Annotated in this window: 14 protein-coding genes and 2 pseudogenes; 10 read left to right on the top strand and 6 right to left on the bottom strand. The window is 70.9% G+C overall.

From position 1 onward, the window contains the following. Window positions 1–282 precede the first annotated feature (282 nt). Window positions 283–1,269, top strand: coding sequence for a DNA polymerase III subunit delta (gene holA / locus ACIBLC_RS05840; RefSeq protein WP_399209455.1), 987 nt, complete (start codon window positions 283–285; stop codon window positions 1,267–1,269). 394 nt (window positions 1,270–1,663) lie between these two features. Here the strand turns inward: holA and rpsT are convergent, their stop codons facing one another. Continuing rightward, window positions 1,664–1,930 carry a 30S ribosomal protein S20 gene (gene rpsT, locus ACIBLC_RS05835; protein WP_399209453.1) on the bottom strand — a complete coding sequence of 89 codons (267 nt, stop codon included), beginning with the start codon at window positions 1,928–1,930 and terminating at the stop codon, window positions 1,664–1,666. 223 nt (window positions 1,931–2,153) lie between these two features. Between rpsT and lepA the strand changes: the two genes are divergently transcribed. Together lepA and ACIBLC_RS05825 are read left to right on the top strand one after the other, a co-directional pair. Then, complete coding sequence (gene lepA, locus ACIBLC_RS05830) at window positions 2,154–4,022, top strand: translation elongation factor 4 (protein WP_399209452.1); 1,869 nt, start codon at window positions 2,154–2,156, stop codon at window positions 4,020–4,022. A 275-nt stretch (window positions 4,023–4,297) separates the two neighbouring features. Next, a complete protein-coding gene (locus tag ACIBLC_RS05825) occupies window positions 4,298–6,172 on the top strand; it encodes an AMP-dependent synthetase/ligase (protein ID WP_399209451.1) in 1,875 nt (624 codons plus the stop codon). 56 nt (window positions 6,173–6,228) lie between these two features. Here the strand turns inward: ACIBLC_RS05825 and ACIBLC_RS05820 are convergent, their stop codons facing one another. Both ACIBLC_RS05820 and ACIBLC_RS05815 read right to left on the bottom strand, forming a co-directional pair. Next, window positions 6,229–6,816, bottom strand: a complete 588-nt coding sequence (locus ACIBLC_RS05820) for a two-component system response regulator (RefSeq protein WP_399209450.1) — start codon at window positions 6,814–6,816, stop codon at window positions 6,229–6,231. 87 nt (window positions 6,817–6,903) lie between these two features. Then, window positions 6,904–7,362: pseudogene (locus ACIBLC_RS05815) on the bottom strand (hypothetical protein); the annotation flags it as partial. A gap of 103 nt (window positions 7,363–7,465) precedes the next feature. On the opposite strand from ACIBLC_RS05815, the gene ACIBLC_RS05810 reads away from it, so the two are divergent. Next, on the top strand, window positions 7,466–9,475 hold the full coding sequence (locus ACIBLC_RS05810; protein WP_399209449.1) for a SpoIIE family protein phosphatase: 2,010 nt from the start codon (window positions 7,466–7,468) through the stop codon (window positions 9,473–9,475). Window positions 9,476–9,528: 53 nt separating this feature from the next. After that, a complete protein-coding gene (gene hemW, locus ACIBLC_RS05805) occupies window positions 9,529–10,761 on the top strand; it encodes a radical SAM family heme chaperone HemW (RefSeq protein ID WP_399209448.1) in 1,233 nt (410 codons plus the stop codon). 109 nt (window positions 10,762–10,870) lie between these two features. Here hemW and ACIBLC_RS05800 read toward each other — a convergent pair whose 3' ends face one another. From ACIBLC_RS05800 to ACIBLC_RS05790, 3 genes and pseudogenes are all read right to left on the bottom strand, one after another. Beyond that, window positions 10,871–11,677 carry a DUF3097 domain-containing protein gene (locus ACIBLC_RS05800; protein WP_399209447.1) on the bottom strand — a complete coding sequence of 269 codons (807 nt, stop codon included), beginning with the start codon at window positions 11,675–11,677 and terminating at the stop codon, window positions 10,871–10,873. 45 nt (window positions 11,678–11,722) lie between these two features. Further along, window positions 11,723–12,406, bottom strand: coding sequence for an MBL fold metallo-hydrolase (locus tag ACIBLC_RS05795; protein WP_399209885.1), 684 nt, complete (start codon window positions 12,404–12,406; stop codon window positions 11,723–11,725). A 141-nt stretch (window positions 12,407–12,547) separates the two neighbouring features. Continuing rightward, window positions 12,548–12,733 (bottom strand): annotated as a pseudogene (locus ACIBLC_RS05790) (MBL fold metallo-hydrolase); the annotation flags it as partial. Between the two features lie 171 nt (window positions 12,734–12,904). Here ACIBLC_RS05790 and hrcA point away from each other — a divergent pair. The 5 genes from hrcA (at window position 12,905) to ACIBLC_RS05765 (ending at window position 17,517) form a co-directional block, all read left to right on the top strand. Beyond that, on the top strand, window positions 12,905–13,921 hold the full coding sequence (gene hrcA, locus ACIBLC_RS05785; protein WP_399209446.1) for a heat-inducible transcriptional repressor HrcA: 1,017 nt from the start codon (window positions 12,905–12,907) through the stop codon (window positions 13,919–13,921). Further along, complete coding sequence (gene dnaJ, locus ACIBLC_RS05780; RefSeq protein ID WP_399209445.1) at window positions 13,922–15,061, top strand: molecular chaperone DnaJ; 1,140 nt, start codon at window positions 13,922–13,924, stop codon at window positions 15,059–15,061. A gap of 203 nt (window positions 15,062–15,264) precedes the next feature. After that, entirely contained in the window at window positions 15,265–16,371 is a 1,107-nt protein-coding gene (locus ACIBLC_RS05775) for a nitronate monooxygenase (RefSeq protein WP_399209444.1), read from the top strand. After that, window positions 16,368–17,108 carry a 16S rRNA (uracil(1498)-N(3))-methyltransferase gene (locus ACIBLC_RS05770; protein WP_399209443.1) on the top strand — a complete coding sequence of 247 codons (741 nt, stop codon included), beginning with the start codon at window positions 16,368–16,370 and terminating at the stop codon, window positions 17,106–17,108. The genes ACIBLC_RS05775 and ACIBLC_RS05770 overlap by 4 nt, the downstream gene beginning before the upstream one ends. A 16-nt stretch (window positions 17,109–17,124) precedes the next feature. Next, window positions 17,125–17,517: a VOC family protein gene (locus ACIBLC_RS05765; protein WP_399209442.1), complete on the top strand. Its 393-nt coding sequence runs from the start codon at window positions 17,125–17,127 to the stop codon at window positions 17,515–17,517. Window positions 17,518–17,529 lie beyond the last annotated feature (12 nt).

The raw sequence follows: 17,529 nt of genomic DNA, 5'->3' as shown, positions 1-17,529 counted from the left end.
CAGTGGCCAGCGGCGGTTCGCTCAAGGGGGCTGGTGGGGGCGCGTCACGTGGGCACGTGGGCGTCGGGAGTCCTCAGTCGGCTGGCGGTCCCTCGTCCGTTGGTCGCCGGGTTACGAGCCTCCCGGGGTGTGAGACCTCGGGGGTACAAGCCCCCGAGTCACGAAACCCTCGCTCACCTGTCGTGGAACCCCACCCGGCGACCCGGCCCCCGTCGGCCCGACCCCCGGGTCCCTCCATCCGCTCGGCCCTCGATGTCAGTGGCCCGTGGGATGCTTGTCGGGATGGCCAGGAAGAGTGCTGATGATGACCCTCTCGCCCCCGTGACGCTTGCCGTGGGCCAGGAGGATCTGTTGCTTGACCGTGCTGTGCAGGAGGTGGTGGCCGCCGCGAAAGCCTCCGATGCGGACACGGATGTGCGGGATCTCAGCCCGGATCAGTTGCAGCCAGGGACGCTGGCCGAGTTGACGAGTCCCTCGCTTTTCGCCGAGCGGAAGGTCGTGGTCGTCCGCAACGCGCATGATCTGTCGGCCGACACGGTGAAGGACGTGAAGGCGTATCTGGGGGCGCCCGCCGAGGAGATCACCCTGGTGCTGTTGCACGCGGGTGGGGCCAAGGGCAAGGGGCTGCTCGATGCCGCGCGCAAGACGGGGGCGCGGGAGGTGGCGTGCCCCAAGATGACGAAGCCGGCGGATCGGCTGGCGTTCGTGCGGAGCGAGTTCCGGGCGCTGGGGAGGTCGGCCACGCCCGAGGCCTGTCAGGCGCTGGTGGACTCCATCGGGAGTGATCTGCGCGAGCTGGCTTCGGCGGTGTCGCAGTTGACCGCGGACGTCGAGGGGACGATCGACGAGGCCGTTGTCGGGCGGTACTACACCGGGCGGGCCGAGGCGTCGAGCTTCACCGTGGCCGACCGGGCTGTGGAGGGGCGGGCCGCGGAGGCGCTGGAGGCGTTGCGGTGGTCTCTGTCGACGGGGGTGGCGCCGGTGCTGATCACCAGCGCGCTGGCGCAGGGGGTGCGGGCCATTGGGAAGCTGTCCTCCGCGAGGGGCGGGCGGCCGGCTGATCTCGCGCGGGAGCTCGGTATGCCGCCGTGGAAGATCGATCGGGTTCGGCAGCAGATGCGGGGGTGGACCCCGGACGGCGTTGCCGTCGCCCTGCGGGCTGTTGCTGACGCCGACGCGGGCGTCAAGGGGGGCGGGGACGATCCTGAGTACGCCCTGGAGAAGGCTGTTGTGGTGATTGCTCGGGCTGCGCGGTCCGGGCGGGGATAGGTCTTCCGGTGCCGGTGCCAGTGCCAGTGCCGGTGTCGGTGTTGGTGCCGGGCTGGGTTTTTTCGCCCCCTCCGCCCCTACCCGTCCCCTGTTCCTGAGGGCTGCCGCCCCCAGACCCCCGCTTCGGCCTGGACGGCCTCGTCCTCAAACGCCGGACGGGCTGAAACCCCCAGCCACCGCACAGCACGCAAGACCCCAGCCCCAGCCCTCAGCCCCATGAAAGACAAAGACCCCGCTTCCCCTCCCGGGGAAGGGAGGGGAAGCGGGGTCTCGGTTCGAGCTGTTGGAACCACGCCCGCGTGGCGAACGCAGGTCGTGCGTGGGTCCAGGGTTGCCGGGCAGGAGCGGAAGAGAGGGCCCGCTGGGTCCGTTCCGGCGGTTAAGTCGGGTTGGATCAGCCCTTGAGGGAAGCAACCTTGGAAGCAAGCGCCGACTTCTTGTTGGCGGCCTGGTTCTTGTGGATGACGCCCTTCGAGACGGCCTTGTCGAGCTTGCGCGAAGCCTCGCGCGTGTACTCGGTGGCCTTCTCGACGTCACCGGCGGCAGCGGCCTCACGGGCCTTGCGGACCGCGGTCTTCAGGGAGGACTTGACGGCCTTGTTGCGCAGCCGAGCCTTCTCGTTGGTCTTGATCCGCTTGATCTGGGACTTGATGTTCGCCACGAATGAGCCTCTACAGGTTCAGGCGCGCGAGACAGCACGTCTCACACGCCGTTTGATTTCCTTGGGTGTGCCTCGTGCAGAGAGGGCATGAGACACAGCTACCCAGGCTACCAGTGCTCCCCCGACCGGCCCAAACCGGTCGCAGCTCGCCGCCCATGGGACCATGGAGCCTACGTATCGATCCGACCCGAGGCGACAGGCGCCTCAAGAGACAGGACCCTGCGTGCCCGCGACCCCTAACAATGTGCCCGAGCCGAGCCGTACCGCCCCGGCTCTGATCCGCAATTTCTGCATCATCGCGCACATCGACCACGGCAAGTCCACGCTCGCCGACCGCATGCTCCAGCTGACCGGGGTGGTCGAGCAGCGGCAGATGCGCGCTCAGTACCTCGACCGTATGGACATCGAGCGCGAGCGTGGCATCACGATCAAGTCCCAGGCGGTCCGGCTGCCCTGGGCACCGTCCGGGGATCCGGGCAAGACCCACATCCTCAACATGATCGACACCCCCGGGCACGTGGACTTCACGTACGAGGTGTCCCGGTCACTCGCCGCCTGCGAGGGGACCGTCCTCCTCGTCGACGCCGCCCAGGGCATCGAGGCGCAGACTCTCGCCAACCTCTACCTGGCGATGGAGAACGACCTCAAGATCATCCCCGTACTCAACAAGATCGACCTGCCGGCCGCGCAGCCGGAGAAGTTCGGCGAGGAGCTCGCCAACCTCATCGGCTGCGACCCCGACGACGTGCTGAAGGTCTCCGCCAAGACCGGGCTGGGCGTCGAGGCGCTGCTGGACAAGGTCGTCGCCGAGGTTCCCGCGCCGGTGGGTGTCCAGGACGCCCCCGCGCGCGCGATGATCTTCGACTCTGTCTATGACTCCTACCGCGGTGTCGTGACGTACGTGCGAGTCATCGACGGGCAGCTCAACAAGCGTGAGCGGATCCGGATGATGTCCACCGGCGCGACCCACGAGCTGCTGGAGATCGGTGTCTCGTCGCCCGAGATGACGCCGGCCGACGGGGTGGGCGTCGGTGAGGTGGGCTACATCATCACCGGGGTGAAGGACGTCCGTCAGTCCAAGGTCGGTGACACCATCACCACCCTGCACAAGGGGGCGACCGAGGCGCTCGGCGGGTACAAGGACCCCAAGCCCATGGTCTTCTCCGGGCTGTATCCGCTCGACGGGTCCGACTACCCCGAGCTGCGTGACGCCCTCGACAAGCTCCAGCTCAACGACGCCGCGCTCGTCTACGAGCCGGAGACCTCCGCCGCGCTCGGCTTCGGCTTCCGGGTCGGCTTCCTGGGGCTGCTGCACCTCGACGTGATCCGTGAGCGGCTCGAGCGCGAGTTCGGGCTCGACCTCATCGCGACCGCGCCGAACGTGGTGTACCGGGTCGACATGGAGGACGGCACCGAGCACGTCGTCACCAACCCGAGCGAGTTCCCCGAGGGGAAGATCGACAAGGTCTTCGAGCCGATGGTGCGGGCGACGATCCTCGCGCCCTCCGAGTTCATCGGCTCGATCATGGAGCTGTGCCAGACCCGGCGCGGCACCCTGCTCGGCATGGACTACCTCTCCGAGGACCGGGTCGAGATCCGCTACACGCTGCCCCTCGCGGAGATCGTCTTCGACTTCTTCGATCAGCTGAAGTCCAAGACCAGGGGTTACGCGTCTCTCGACTACGAGCCCACCGGCGAGCAGGCCTCCAGCCTGGTCAAGGTCGACATCCTGCTGCACGGCGACAAGGTGGACGCCTTCTCGGCGGTCACGCACAAGGACGCGGCGTACGCGTACGGGGTGCGGCTCGTCGCCAAGCTGCGCGAGCTGATCCCGCGGCAGGCCTTCGAGGTGCCGATCCAGGCGGCCATCGGGTCGCGGGTCATCGCCCGCGAGACCATCCGCGCCATCCGCAAGGACGTCCTCGCCAAGTGCTACGGCGGTGACATCTCCCGGAAGCGGAAGCTGCTGGAGAAGCAGAAGGAGGGCAAGAAGCGGATGAAGATGGTGGGCTCTGTGGAGGTTCCGCAAGAGGCTTTCATCGCCGTGCTGTCCAGTGACGAGGACAGCGGCTCGGGCAAGGGCAAGAAGTAGACACGCGGTATGCCGTTTGTCTCAGGTGTTTTCAAGGGTCCGTCGCGCTGCTGCGTGGCGGACCCTTGCGCATGCGTCCGGTCGCGCTCTGTAGGAAGTGACAGGCCGCCGACTCTTACGCGGTGGCCGGACGGGCTCTACTCTGATCACTGCTCCATAGTTACTCGTGAGTTAAACAACGGCTCGCGAGTGAACGGATGAGTGAGACACGCAGCCGCAACCAGTCAGCCACAACCAGGCAGCCGCGCCCACTGTCGCGGGCCCCGGAGGATGTCGTGAGCGACACACAGACCCTGATCGAGAACCGTCCGCCGTCCGTGGCGGCCCTCTTCCTGGAGCGTGTGGCGGCCACGCCGGACGCCGAGGCCTACCGCTACCCGGTACCCGCCGCCTCGGGTGAGGACCCGGACGACTGGAAGTCGATGAACTGGGCCCAGGCCGCCGAGCGGGTCTTCGCCGTCGCGGCCGGTCTCATCGAACTGGGCGTGCAGCCCGAGCAGCGCGTCGCGCTCGCCTCCTCCACCCGGGTCGAGTGGATCCTCGCCGACCTCGGGATCATGTGCGCGGGCGCGGCCACGACGACCGTGTACCCGCAGACCAACGCCGAGGAGTCGGCCTTCATCCTCTCGGACTCCGGGAGCAAGGTCCTGATCGCGGAGGACGCGACGCAGCTCGCCAAGGTGGCGAAGAAGCGCGCCGAGCTTCCCGAGCTGACGCATGTCGTGGTGATCGACTCCGCGGGCGTCGAGAGCAGCGACTGGGTTCTCACGCTCGCCGAGCTGGAGGCCCGCGGCGCCGCCCACCTGGAGAAGAACCCCGACCTGATCAAGGAGAAGGTCGGCGCGATCACCGCCGGCCAGCTCGCGACGCTGATCTACACCTCCGGCACCACGGGCCGCCCCAAGGGCGTCCGCCTTCCGCACGACAACTGGTCGTACATGGCGAAGGCCATCGCCGCGACCGGACTGCTCGGCCCCGAGGACGTGCAGTACCTGTGGCTGCCGCTCGCGCACGTGTTCGGCAAGGTGCTGACTTCCGGCCATATCGAGATCGGGCACGTCACCGCCGTCGACGGCCGGGTGGACAAGATCATCGTGAATCTTCCGGTGGTGCGGCCGACGTACATGGCGGCCGTGCCCCGCATCTTCGAGAAGGTCTACAACGGCGTCGCGGCCAAGGCGCGGGCCGGCGGCGGCGCCAAGTACAAGATCTTCCAGTGGGCGGCCGAGGTCTCGCGCGAGTACGCGAAGGCCAGCCAGGACAACTTCCGCCGCACCGGAACCGCCTCCGTGCCCTTCGCGCTCGGCGCCAAGCACAAGGTCGCCGACGCGCTGGTCTTCGCCAAGATCCGCGAGGCGTTCGGCGGCAACATGCGTGCCTGCGTGTCGGGCAGCGCGGCGCTCGCGCCCGAGATCGGCTACTTCTTCGCCGGCGCCGGCATCCACATCCTGGAGGGATACGGCCTCACCGAGTCCTCCGCCGCCTCCTTCGTGAACCCCGGCGAGGCCTACCGCACCGGCACCGTGGGCAAGCCGCTGCCCGGCACCGAGGTGCGTATCGCGGACGACGGCGAGATCCTGCTGCGCGGCCCCGGCATCATGGAGGGCTACCACGGGCTGCCCGAGAAGACCGCCGAGGTGCTGGAGTCCGACGGCTGGTTCCACACCGGTGACATCGGGGAGCTGTCCCCGGACGGCTACCTCCGCATCACCGACCGCAAGAAGGACCTCATCAAGACCTCGGGCGGCAAGTACATCTCGCCCGCCGAGGTCGAGGGCCAGTTCAAGGCCGTGTGCCCGTACGTCTCCAACATCCTGGTCCACGGCGCCGACCGGAACTTCTGCACCGCGCTGATCGCGCTTGACGAGCCGTCAATTCTGGACTGGGCCAAGGAGAACGGCCTGGAGGGCAAGTCGTACGCCGAGGTTGTCGCCGCGCCCGCCACCGTCAGCCTCGTCGAGGGTTACGTCAAGGAGCTGAACGAGGGTCTCCAGCGCTGGCAGACCATCAAGAAGTTCCGGCTGCTGCCCCGCGACCTCGACATCGAGCACGGCGAGGTCACGCCGAGCCTGAAGCTGAAGCGACCGGTCGTCGAGCGGGAGTACAAGCACCTGATCGACGAGATGTACGCCGGTTCGCGCGAGGCGTAAGCCGCAAGTCCCCCGCGAGGGCGGCGCCTTGGAGAACGACAGACGCCGCCCTCCGCCTACCGCGGGCCCCGCCCCCTGTGCATCTCGCGCAGCAGTTCCTCCATCTGCCGTACCTGGCGGCGCAGTTCGAAGACGTCCTGGAGACTGCTGGCCGCCATGGACGTCTCGATCTTCCGGAGGCGGTCCGCGAGTTCGTCGAACTGTTCCTGTTCGCGGGCGAGCATCCGTTCCAGCTGCCGGTTCTTGCGGTGGAGGTCGAGGAAGACGGTGACCTTGGCGCGCAGTACCCAGGGGTCGAAGGGCTTCGTCAGATAGTCGGCGGCTCCGGTCGCGTACCCGCGGAAGGCGTAGCCCGCGTCGGCGTCCGTGCCGGTCAGGAAGATGATGGGGACGTCCTTGGTCTGGTCGAGCCGCTTGATGTTGGCGGCGGTCTCGAAGCCGTCCATGCCGGGCATCCGGATGTCGAGCAGCACGACGGCGAACCGCTGCCGCAGCAGGGCCCGCATCGCCTCCTCGCCCGAACGCGCGCGCACCAGCGGCTCGTTGAGGGATCTCAGAACGGCCTCAAGGGCGATCAGATTGTCCTCCATGTCGTCGACGAGGAGGATGCTGGCGCGCTCGTCGGTCGTTTCCTCAGCGCTCATGGTGACTGTGCCTCACTCAGTCGTCGGCGGGATCGCGGGCTCCCCTGAGGTGCTCGCTCCCGGTACAACAGGTACTGCGGTCTCGGGGGTGGCGGTAGCGGTAGCGGTGCGGACTTGAGCCGTCAGCCGCGACGCCATGGTGTCGACAGCCTCGGTCCCATCCCGCCAACTGCCGGACAGACCGGTCACCTTGGCGCGGCCAGCGGGCCGCCCCTCCGTGCCGACCCCGCGCGCGACCCGGGTCACCTCGCCGGTGAACAACGAGAGCTGGTCCAGCGTCCTGTCGACCGCACGCCCGAGACGGCGGAGATCGCCCCGCGGTCGGCGGTTGTCGTCGCGCAGGTCGACCCGCTGGGTCGGATCACCGCGTGCCACCACCCCGAGGCCCGTCTCCGGCACCTTGCTGGAGCCACCGTCCCGCGCGGCCGTCATCACGGCGAGCAGCGGGCGTGGATCCGCGGCACGAATCCGGCCGTCTGTCCGGCCGTCTATCCGGCCGTCTTCCAGGCCGTCTTCGAGCACAGCTATACCACTGTTCCCAGCCATGGCGGCCCACTTCGGTAACTCGGCGCTTATGGGCAGGGTCAGTCTGTCACTGTGTCCGCATCGGCTGAGGACTATTCGTACGAACTGCTCAGGGAGCCGCACCGTGGGGGCCATCGGGACGCAGAGGGAGTTCGAGGCGCGTGCGCCCGATGCGCCCGCGCACCACCGTGCCGGGCACCGGACGGTCGCCCGCACCTCGCTGCGCGGCACTCCGCTCGCGCCCGGAGCCGCCCGTGATTTTCTTCGGTCCGCGTTTGCCGAGTGGGCCGAACTCGGCTCGTACGGCGCCGAGATGATCGACGACCGGCTCACCGACGACGCCGTCGTGGTCGTCAGCGAACTCGTCACCAACGCCGTCGTGCACGCCGGCACCGACGTCGAGCTGGAATGCAGGGTCGAGAGCACCGACGAGGGTTCGCCGGGCCCGATGGTCATCGAGGTGTCCGACCACCACCCCGCCCGCGCGATACGCGACGGCAGCGCCGAACAGCCGTACGGCACACCGGAGTACGGGCGCGGCCTGCGGCTCGTCTCCGCGCTCTCCGACGCCTGGGGGATCACGTACCGCACCGGAGTCAAGACCGTCTGGGCGCGGCTGCCCGTCGGCGTGGGCGACGAAATACTCTCGGGCGCCGACCGGGTTGTCGAAACCGGCGCGAGGGCACCGGCGTATGCCGGGGAAGCGGCCCTTGAACGCGGGCTGAGGGTGGCCGAGATGCCGGCCCCCGCGCCCGGACGCTGCACCCAGCAGGACCAGGACTGGCTCAACCGCGGCGCCCTCTCCTTCCTCGCCGAGGCCTCCGACCTGCTCGCCGGGCAGCTCGACGAGGACCTCGTCGCCGCGCTCGCCGGGCAGCTGATCGTGCCGCGTCTCGCCGACTGGTGCGCGGTGTGGCTGGAGGACGAGGCCGGTGGTCTGGGCCTCGCGCTGGGCCCGCGGCTGGCCCGCGTCTGGCACGGCAGCGAGAGCCGCATCGAGGACCTGCGCCGCGCCCTGGAGGAGGACCCGCCCCGGCTGCCCGACTCGGTGCGCTCCAGAGCCGTACCCGTGCCCTGGCCGGGGGAGGCGACGGCTCCGGGCCGGGGAGAGGAGCCGATCGCGGGCGGGGACGGGCCGGGCGGTCCGAGCGGCCTGCCGGTGCCCGGTGCGGGCGGGGCGGCCCTCGCGTACCGGCTGATCGCGGGCGGGCGACCGCTGGGCACGCTCGTCATCGGCCGGGCCGGACCGGTCGGCTTTCCCGACGAGATCACGGGGCTCGTCGAGGACCTCAGCCGTCGGATAGCCCTCGCCATCGGCGCGGCCCGCCAGTACGCGCGCCAGGCCACCATCAGCAGAGTCCTCCAGCGCGGCCTGCTGCCCGGCGCGGTCGCCGAGATCCCCGGGGTGCGCAGCGCCCTCGTCTACGAGCCGCTCGACAAGGGCGGTCCCAGCGGCGACTTCTACGACCTGTTCCAGGCCGCCGACGGGCGCTGGTGTTTCCTCGTGGGCGACGTACAGGGCAAGGGGCCCGAGGCCGCCGTCGTGATCGGTCTCGCCCGGCCCTGGCTGCGGCTGCTGGCCCGCGAGGGTTACGAGGTCGCCGACGTCCTCGACCGTCTCAACCGGCTTCTGCTCGACGACGCGACGGAGGCGGCGGACGCGGCCGCCCGCGCGCTCGTCGCGGCCGGCGGGCCCGGACTCGGCACGGACCCCGGACCGCAGACGCGCTTCCTTTCCATGCTGTACGGCGAACTGGTGCCCTTCGACGGCGGTGTGCGCTGCACCCTGGCCTCCGCCGGGCATCCGCTGCCGTTGCTGCTCGGCCCCGACGGCGGGGTGCGCGAGGTGGCCCGGCCGCAGACCCTCCTCGGCGTTTTCGAGGACGCGACGTACGTCTCCGAGACCTTCGAGCTGTACCCCGGCGACACCCTGCTGTGCGTCACGGACGGCGTGACCGAGCGCCGCAGCGGGCCCCGCCAGTTCGACGACGACGACGGCCTCGCCGACGCCCTGGCCGGCTGCACCGGCCTGAGCGCCGAACTCGTCGCGGAACGGATCCGCAGGCTCGTCCACGAGTTCGGAGCCAAGCCGCCGGAGGACGACATGGCGCTGCTGGTGCTGCAGGCGGAGTAGGCACGGCTGCCGCTCGGACGAGGTACCGGCCGCCGTACGGGACAATGGAAGGCATGCCTTCCGCACTCCCCGACGGTGAGCCCGTCCCCGACGACGGGGCGCTGCCCGTGCACGCCCTCGCCGGGGCCGCCGACCGCCCGCTCGGGTTCTACCTCCACGTGCCGTACTGCGCGACGCGCTGCGGCTACTGCGATTTCAACACCTACACCGCCACCGAGCTGCGGGGTACCGGAGGTGTGCTCGCCTCCCGCGACAACTACGCGGAGACCCTGATCGACGAGGTCCGCCTCGCCCGCAAGGTGCTCGGCGACGACCCGCGTCCGGTCCGTACGGTGTTCGTCGGCGGCGGTACGCCGACCCTGCTGCCCGCCGCCGATCTCGTACGGATGCTCGCCTCGGTCCGTGACGAGTTCGGGCTCGCGGACGACGCGGAGATCACCACCGAGGCGAACCCGGAGTCCGTGGACCCGGCGTACCTGGCGACCCTGCGGGCCGGCGGCTTCAACCGGATCTCCTTCGGCATGCAGAGCGCCCGGCAGCACGTGCTGAAGGTGCTCGACCGCACCCACACGCCCGGGCGGCCCGAGGCCTGTGTCGCCGAGGCCCGCGCGGCGGGCTTCGAGCATGTGAACCTCGACCTGATCTACGGCACGCCGGGGGAGTCCGACGACGACTGGCGCGCCTCGCTGGACGCGGCGCTCGGCGCCGGACCCGATCACGTCTCCGCGTACGCGCTCATCGTCGAGGAGGGCACGCAGCTCGCGCGGCGGATCCGGCGTGGGGAGGTGCCCATGACGGACGACGACGTCCACGCGGACCGGTATCTGATCGCCGACGAGGTGTTCTCGGGGGCGGGCTTCGACTGGTACGAGGTGTCCAACTGGGCGGCCTCCGAGGCGGGGCGCTGTCTCCACAACGAGCTGTACTGGCGCGGTGCCGACTGGTGGGGCGCCGGTCCCGGCGCCCACAGCCATGTCGGCGGGGTGCGGTGGTGGAACGTGAAGCATCCGGGGGCGTATGCCGGGGCCATCGCGGCCGGTCGGTCTCCCGGGGCGGGGCGGGAGCTGCTTTCCGGGGAGGACCGGCGGGTGGAGCGGATTCTTCTCGAGCTGCGGCTGCGGGAGGGGTGTCCGCTGTCGCTGCTCCGGCCGGAGGGGCTCTCCGCCTCGCGGCGGGCGTTGTCCGAGGGGCTGTTGGAGGTCGGGCCGTACGACGACGGGCGGGCCGTTCTCACGCTGCGGGGGCGGCTTCTCGCCGACGCGGTGGTGCGGGACCTGGTGGACTGAGGGTTTTCTCGCCTCCTCCGCCCCTGCCCGTCCCGTTCCTGGGGGCTGCGCCCCCAGGCCCCCTGTCGCGCTTCGCGCTCGTCCTCAGACGCCGGACGGGCTGATAGGTCTACTCCGGGGCCGTCACGAAGTCGATCAGCTCTTCCACGCGGCCCAGGAGTTCTGGTTCCAGGTCCTTGTAGGAGCGGACGTGGGAGAGGATGTGCTGCCAGGCCGCGCCGGTGTTCTCGGGCCAGCCCAGGGCGCGGCAGACGCCCGTTTTCCAGTCCTGGCCGCGGGGGACCCGGGGCCAGGCCGCGATGCCCACGGAGGACGGCTTCACGGCCTCCCAGATGTCGATGTAGGGATGGCCGACGACCAGCGCGTGGTCGCTGGTGACCGCGTCCGCGATGCGGGACTCCTTCGAACCGGGGACCAGGTGGTCGACGAGGACACCGAGGCGGGCGTCCGGCCCCGGGTCGAAGTCGGCGACGATCGCCGGCAGGTCGTCGATGCCCTCCAGGTACTCGACGACCACGCCCTCGATGCGCAGGTCGTCGCCCCAGACGCGTTCGACGAGCTCGGCGTCGTGCCGGCCCTCCACATAGATCCGCCCGGCCCGCGCCACCCGCGCCCGCGCGCCCGGCACCGCGACCGAACCGGAAGCGGTGCGGGAGGGACGTACGGGCGCCCCGGCCGCCGGGCGGACCAGCGTCACCACCTTGCCCTCCAGGAGGAAGCCGCGCGGCTCCAGCGGGAACACCCGGTGCTTGCCGAAGCGGTCCTCCAGCGTCACCGTGCCCGCCTCGCAGCGGATCACCGCGCCGCAGAAGCCGGTGCCGGGTTCCTCGACCACCAGACCGGGGTCCGCCGGGACCTCGGGCACGGGCTTGGGCTTCTTCCACGGCGGGGTCAGGTCCGGAGAGTACTGGCGCATTCGGATGACGATAGGAGAAGCCGGGCCCTCATGGCGCACGGCCTCCTACGACACGCCGAAACGGGCCGCCAGTGTGTCCCGTTGGGCCCGGACGAACGCCGCGTCCACCACCGCTCCGTGACCGGGTACGTACACCGCGTCCTCGCCGCCCAGGCCGAGCAGCCGGTCCAGCGCCGCCGGCCACCGGGAGGGTTCGGCGTCGGGGCCGGCCTGGGGTTCGCCCGACTCCTCCACCAGATCGCCGCAGAAGACGATCCCGGGCTCCGACGGCGATCCCGGTACCAGGACCACCAGGTCGTGGCCGGTGTGGCCGGGGCCCACGTTCGCGAGCAGGACGCGCGTGCCGCCGCCCAGGTCCAGGGTCCACTCGCCGGACACCTGGTGGCCGGGGCGGACCAGCAGATCGGCCGCCTCGGCCGCCTCCCGCGGGTCCAGGCCGTTGCGTACGGCGTCCGCGCGCAGTTCCTCGCCGCCGTGCGCGAGGACCGTGTCCAGGCCGGCCGCCCCGAACACCTCCACACCCGCGAACGCGGCCGCGCCGAACACGTGGTCGAAGTGCGAATGGGTGAGCGCGAGATGCGTCACCCGGCGGTCGACGGCGGGCAGACGCCGCGGGCCGGGAGCCGGGGGCGCCCCCTCGGACGGGCCCCACGCCTCGGCGCCCAGCGGTGTGCTCCCGCGCGGCCTCCGTGCCTCGGGGCCGTGCCTCCGGCCCCCGGGAGCCGACAGCGGGTCCTCACGCGGCTCCGCCCCCGTGCCGGCCCCGTGCCGGGCGAGCCCTCCGCCCCCGGACCCGGTCGTTCCCTCTCCGGGCGGCGGGCCCCCGGGCCCCGGATCCGGCCGTACCCCCTCCAGGAGGCGGACCCCCGTACCGAGCAGCCCCCGCGCCTCGTCGCGCAACCGTGCGCCCTCCCGCAGGCTCGAACCCGCGTCGATCATCAGCGCGCCGCCCTCGCCGACCACGAGGCCGGCCGTGCAGTCCCAGTCCGGAAGGCGTCGTCGGCCGACCCGCGGCCCGAGTCTCTCCCACCCCGCCTCTTCCCAAGTCACGCTCATGGGCAGACGCTAACGGCGAGAAGGCCCTCGGCACGACCGGGCGGGGCCGCCCTTGCCGGGGGTGTACCTCCCCGCCGTACACTGGCCGGGGACCGCTGGCACTCGTATGCGCTGAGTGCCAGGGGGAAGGACCGTAAAAGACCACGGCGACGACATCTGGAGGTGCGCGCGATGCTCAGTGAACGCAGGCTCGAAGTGCTGCGCGCCATCGTCCAGGACTACGTGGGGACGGAGGAGCCGGTCGGTTCCAAGGCCCTCACCGAGCGGCACCGGCTCGGGGTCTCCCCGGCGACGGTCCGCAACGACATGGCCGCCCTCGAGGACGAGGGGTACATCGCCCAGCCGCACACCAGTGCCGGGCGCATCCCCACCGACAAGGGCTACCGGCTCTTCGTCGACAAGCTCGCGGGCGTCAAGGCGATGACCGCGCCGGAGCGGCGGGCCATCCAGAACTTCCTCGACGGTGCCGTCGACCTCGACGACGTCGTCGGGCGGACCGTGCGGCTGCTCGCGCAGCTCACCCGGCAGGTCGCCGTCGTGCAGTACCCGTCCCTCACGCGGTCGACCGTGCGGCACGTGGAGCTGCTGTCGCTGGCTCCGGCCCGCGTGATGCTCGTCCTGATCACGGACACCGGCCGGGTCGAGCAGCGCTTGATCGACTGCCCGGCGCCCTTCGGGGAGACGTCCATGGCGGATCTACGCGCGCGGCTCAACAGCCGGGTCGCGGGCCGTCGCTTCTCGGACGTTCCGCAACTGGTGCAGGACCTGCCGGACGCCTTCGAGGTGGAGGACCGCGGTGCGGTCACGACGGTGCTCTCCACCCTCCTCGAGGCGCTCGTCGAGCAGACCGAGGAGCGGCTGATGATCGGCGGCACCGCCAATCTCACCCGCTTCGGACATGACTTCCCTCTCACCATCCGGCCCGTCCTCGAGGCACTTGAGGAGCAGGTCGTGCTTCTCAAGTTGCTTGGTGAGGCCGGGGATTCGGGCATGACCGTACGGATCGGTCACGAGAACGCGTATGAGGGACTCAACTCCACGTCCGTCGTCTCCGTCGGCTACGGTTCGGGCGACGAGGCAGTAGCGAAACTCGGCGTGGTCGGCCCGACCCGCATGGATTACCCCGGCACGATGGGAGCGGTACGAGCGGTGGCACGGTACGTCGGACAGATCCTGGCGGAGTCCTGAGTGGCCACGGACTACTACGCCGTACTCGGCGTGCGCCGCGACGCGTCCCAGGACGAGATCAAGAAGGCGTTCAGGAGGCTCGCACGCGAGCTGCACCCGGACGTCAATCCCGATCCGAAGACGCAGGAGCGCTTCAAGGAGATCAACGCCGCGTACGAGGTGTTGTCGGACCCGCAGAAGAAGCAGGTCTACGACCTCGGCGGCGACCCGCTGTCCCAGGCGGGCGGCGCGGGTGGCCCCGGTGGCTTCGGTGCCGGCGGCTTCGGGAACTTCTCGGACATCATGGACGCCTTCTTCGGCACGGCGTCGCAGCGTGGCCCCCGGTCACGCACGCGCCGCGGCCAGGACGCCATGATCCGGCTCGAGATCGAGCTGGACGAGGCGGCCTTCGGCACCACGAAGGACATCCAGGTCGACACGGCCGTCGTCTGCACCACCTGCAACGGCGAGGGCGCGGCGCCGGGCACCTCGGCGCAGACCTGTGACATGTGCCGCGGTCGCGGTGAGGTGTCGCAGGTCACCCGGTCCTTCCTCGGCCAGGTCATGACCTCGCGGCCCTGCCCGCAGTGCCAGGGCTTCGGCACCGTCGTACCGAGCCCCTGCCCGGAGTGCGCGGGCGACGGCCGCGTGCGGTCGCGTCGGACGCTGACCGTCAAGATCCCGGCCGGTGTCGACAACGGCACCCGGATCCAGCTCGCGGGCGAGGGCGAGGTCGGCCCCGGCGGCGGTCCCGCCGGCGACCTGTACGTCGAGATCCACGAGCTCCCGCACGGCACCTTCCAGCGGCGCGGCGACGACCTGCACTGCACGGTCACCATCCCGATGACCGCGGCGGCCCTCGGCACCAAGGTGCCGCTGGAGACGCTCGACGGCATGGAGGAGATCGACATCCGGCCGGGCACGCAGTCCGGGCAGTCGGTCCCGCTGCACGGGCGCGGCATCACGCATCTGCGGGGCGGCGGGCGCGGTGACCTCATCGTGCACGTCGAGGTGATGACGCCGTCCAAGCTCGACGCCGAGCAGGAGCGCGTGCTGCGCGAGCTGGCCGTGCTGCGCGGCGAGGAGCGGCCCATCGGGCAGTTCCAGCCCGGGCAGCAGGGGCTGTTCTCGCGGCTGAAGGACGCGTTCAACGGTCGCTGACCGTGGCGAGGCGAAGGACGCGTTCAACGGTCGCCAACCCGAGCGAAAGCGCGTTCGACGGTCGCTGAGGAGACCTCGCACGGATCGCCGATGCGGGCCTTCCCGCCCTGGGCCGTACGGGCCGGGGCGGGAGTGCGCGGGTGGCTCGTGCCACCCGGAAAGCTCGATTCGGACTTGTTCGGAGGACGTGACAACATGCCGTCATGTCCTCCGCGCTGACCGATCTCTTCCCGCATCCGATCGTGCAGGCCCCCATGGCGGGCGGAGTGTCCGTCCCGCATCTCGCGGCCGCCGTGTCCGAGGCCGGCGGGCTGGGGTTCCTCGCCGCCGGGTACAAGACCGCCGACGGCATGTACCAGGAGATCAAGCAGCTGCGCGGGATCACCGGCCGCCCCTTCGGCGTGAACCTCTTCATGCCGCAGCCGGAGTACGCCGACAAGGCCGCCGTCGAGGTCTACGCCAGCCAGCTCGCCGGTGAGGCCGCCTGGTACGAGACCGAACTCGGCGAGCCGGACAGCGGCCGCGACGACGGCTACGACGCCAAGCTCGCGGTCCTCCACGACAACCCGGTGCCGGTGGTCTCCTTCCACTTCGGCATCCCCGCCGACGACGTCCTGGAGTCCCTCGCCCGCGCCGGCACCCTCACCCTGGTCACCGCGACCACGGCCGAGGAGGCGCTCGCCGTGGAGCGGGCAGGCGCCGCCGCGGTCATCGTGCAGGGCGTCGAGGCGGGCGGCCACCAGGGCACCCACCGCGACAACCCGGAGACGGACGGCACCGGCATCGGACTGCTCTCGCTGATCGCGCAGGTCCGCCAGACCGTGCGGATCCCGGTCGTCGCCGCGGGCGGCATCATGCGCGGCAGCCAGATCGCCGCGGTGCTCGCGGCCGGCGCGAACGCGGCCCAGCTCGGCACGGCGTTCCTCGTCACCCCCGAGTCCGGCGCGCACGCTGTGCACAAGCAGGCACTGACCAACCCCCTCTTCGTACGTACGGAGTTGACACGAGCCTTCTCCGGGCGCCCGGCGCGCGGACTGGTCAACCGGTTCCTGCGTGAGCACGGCCCCTACGCGCCCGCCGCCTACCCCGAGGTCCACCACCTCACCTCGCCGGTACGCAAGGCGGCGGCCAAGGCGGGCGACGCGCAGGGCATGGCGTTGTGGGCCGGCCAGGGACACCGGATGGCCCGTGAAATGCCCGCGGGGCAGCTCGTGGAGGTGCTGAGCGCCGAACTCACGGCGGCGACGACAGCGTTGTCCACGTTCCCGGAGACGTTCCCGGAGACCGGGGCGGGGGGCACGGGCCGATGACGGCGCCGGTGTTCGTGGTCGAGCACTTCCGAGCCGGTGACGGCGGGCGTTACGTCCTCGACGGGCCCGAGGGGCGGCACGCGGTCTCGGTGAAGCGGCTGCGGGCCGGCGAGGACGTCGTCCTCACCGACGGGGCCGGGAACTGGGCGGACTGCGTGGTGACCGGCAGCGAGGGCAAGGACCGGCTCGTCGTCCAGATGGACTCCGTCTCCGAGGAGCCGGCGGAAGAGCCCCGCATCACCGTCGTCCAGGCCCTCCCCAAGGGCGACCGGGGCGAGCTGGCCGTCGAGACGATGACCGAGACGGGAGTGGACGCGATCGTCCCCTGGACGGCCTCCCGCTGCGTCACACAGTGGAAGGGCGAACGGGGCCTGAAGGCGCTCGCCAAGTGGCGGGCCACTGCCCGCGAGGCCGGCAAGCAGTCCCGCCGGGTCCGCTTCCCCGAGGTCGCGGACGCGATGACGACCGGACAGGTTGCCGCACTTCTCGCCAAAGCCGAGCTCGCGGCCGTCCTGCACGAGAGCGGCGACGAACCCCTCGCCACCGCCGAACTCCCCGCACGCGGTGAGATCGTGCTCGTGATCGGCCCCGAAGGAGGCGTCTCCCCCGAGGAGTTGACGCTCTTCGCCGAGGCGGGCGCACGGGCGTACCGCCTGGGGCGCAGCGTGCTACGCACCTCGACCGCCGGGACCGCGGCGGCAGCACTGCTGCTCGGCCGCACCGGTCGCTGGTCCTAGACCACTGGAGGTTCCCTTGGAACTCGCCCAAGTACGGCTGCTCGTCTCGGACTTCGCGGCCTGTTACCGGTTCTACGCCGAGGTCCTCGGCCTCAAGCCCCAGTCGGGCGCGACCGAGGGGCCGTACGAGAAGTTCAGCCCTGTCACCGGCTCGGCGGGCATCGCTCTCCAGGACCGCGCGATGATGGCGCGGATCCTGGGTGAACTGGGCGAACCGGCGACGGGGCACCGCTCGCTGGTGGTGCTGCGGGTGGACGACCTGGACGCGTACTGCGAGCAGATCACCGCACGCGGCGCGACCCTCCTGCACGATCCGGCTCCGATGACCGAACGCATGCGCGTCGCCCATCTCAAGGACCCCGAGGGGAACCTGGTGGAACTCCAGGAATGGCTCCTGCTGCGCGGCTGACCAGGCCGGGAG

Source organism: Streptomyces sp. NPDC050535 (genome assembly GCF_044457665.1).
In the GTDB taxonomy this organism is placed as follows: Bacteria; Actinomycetota; Actinomycetes; order Streptomycetales; family Streptomycetaceae; genus Streptomyces.
This window is presented reverse-complemented; position numbering and strand designations above follow the sequence as displayed.

What these genes read in the sequence shown, in the direction of transcription:
- holA (WP_399209455.1), top strand. Translation starts at nt 283, where the DNA reads ATGGCCAGGAAGAGTGCTGATGATGACCCTCTCGCCCCCGTGACGCTT.
- ACIBLC_RS05820 (WP_399209450.1), bottom strand. Translation starts at nt 6,816, where the DNA reads ATGAGCGCTGAGGAAACGACCGACGAGCGCGCCAGCATCCTCCTCGTC.
- hemW (WP_399209448.1), top strand. Translation starts at nt 9,529, where the DNA reads ATGCCTTCCGCACTCCCCGACGGTGAGCCCGTCCCCGACGACGGGGCG.
- ACIBLC_RS05800 (WP_399209447.1), bottom strand. Translation starts at nt 11,677, where the DNA reads ATGCGCCAGTACTCTCCGGACCTGACCCCGCCGTGGAAGAAGCCCAAG.
- hrcA (WP_399209446.1), top strand. Translation starts at nt 12,905, where the DNA reads ATGCTCAGTGAACGCAGGCTCGAAGTGCTGCGCGCCATCGTCCAGGAC.
- ACIBLC_RS05775 (WP_399209444.1), top strand. Translation starts at nt 15,265, where the DNA reads ATGTCCTCCGCGCTGACCGATCTCTTCCCGCATCCGATCGTGCAGGCC.
- ACIBLC_RS05770 (WP_399209443.1), top strand. Translation starts at nt 16,368, where the DNA reads ATGACGGCGCCGGTGTTCGTGGTCGAGCACTTCCGAGCCGGTGACGGC.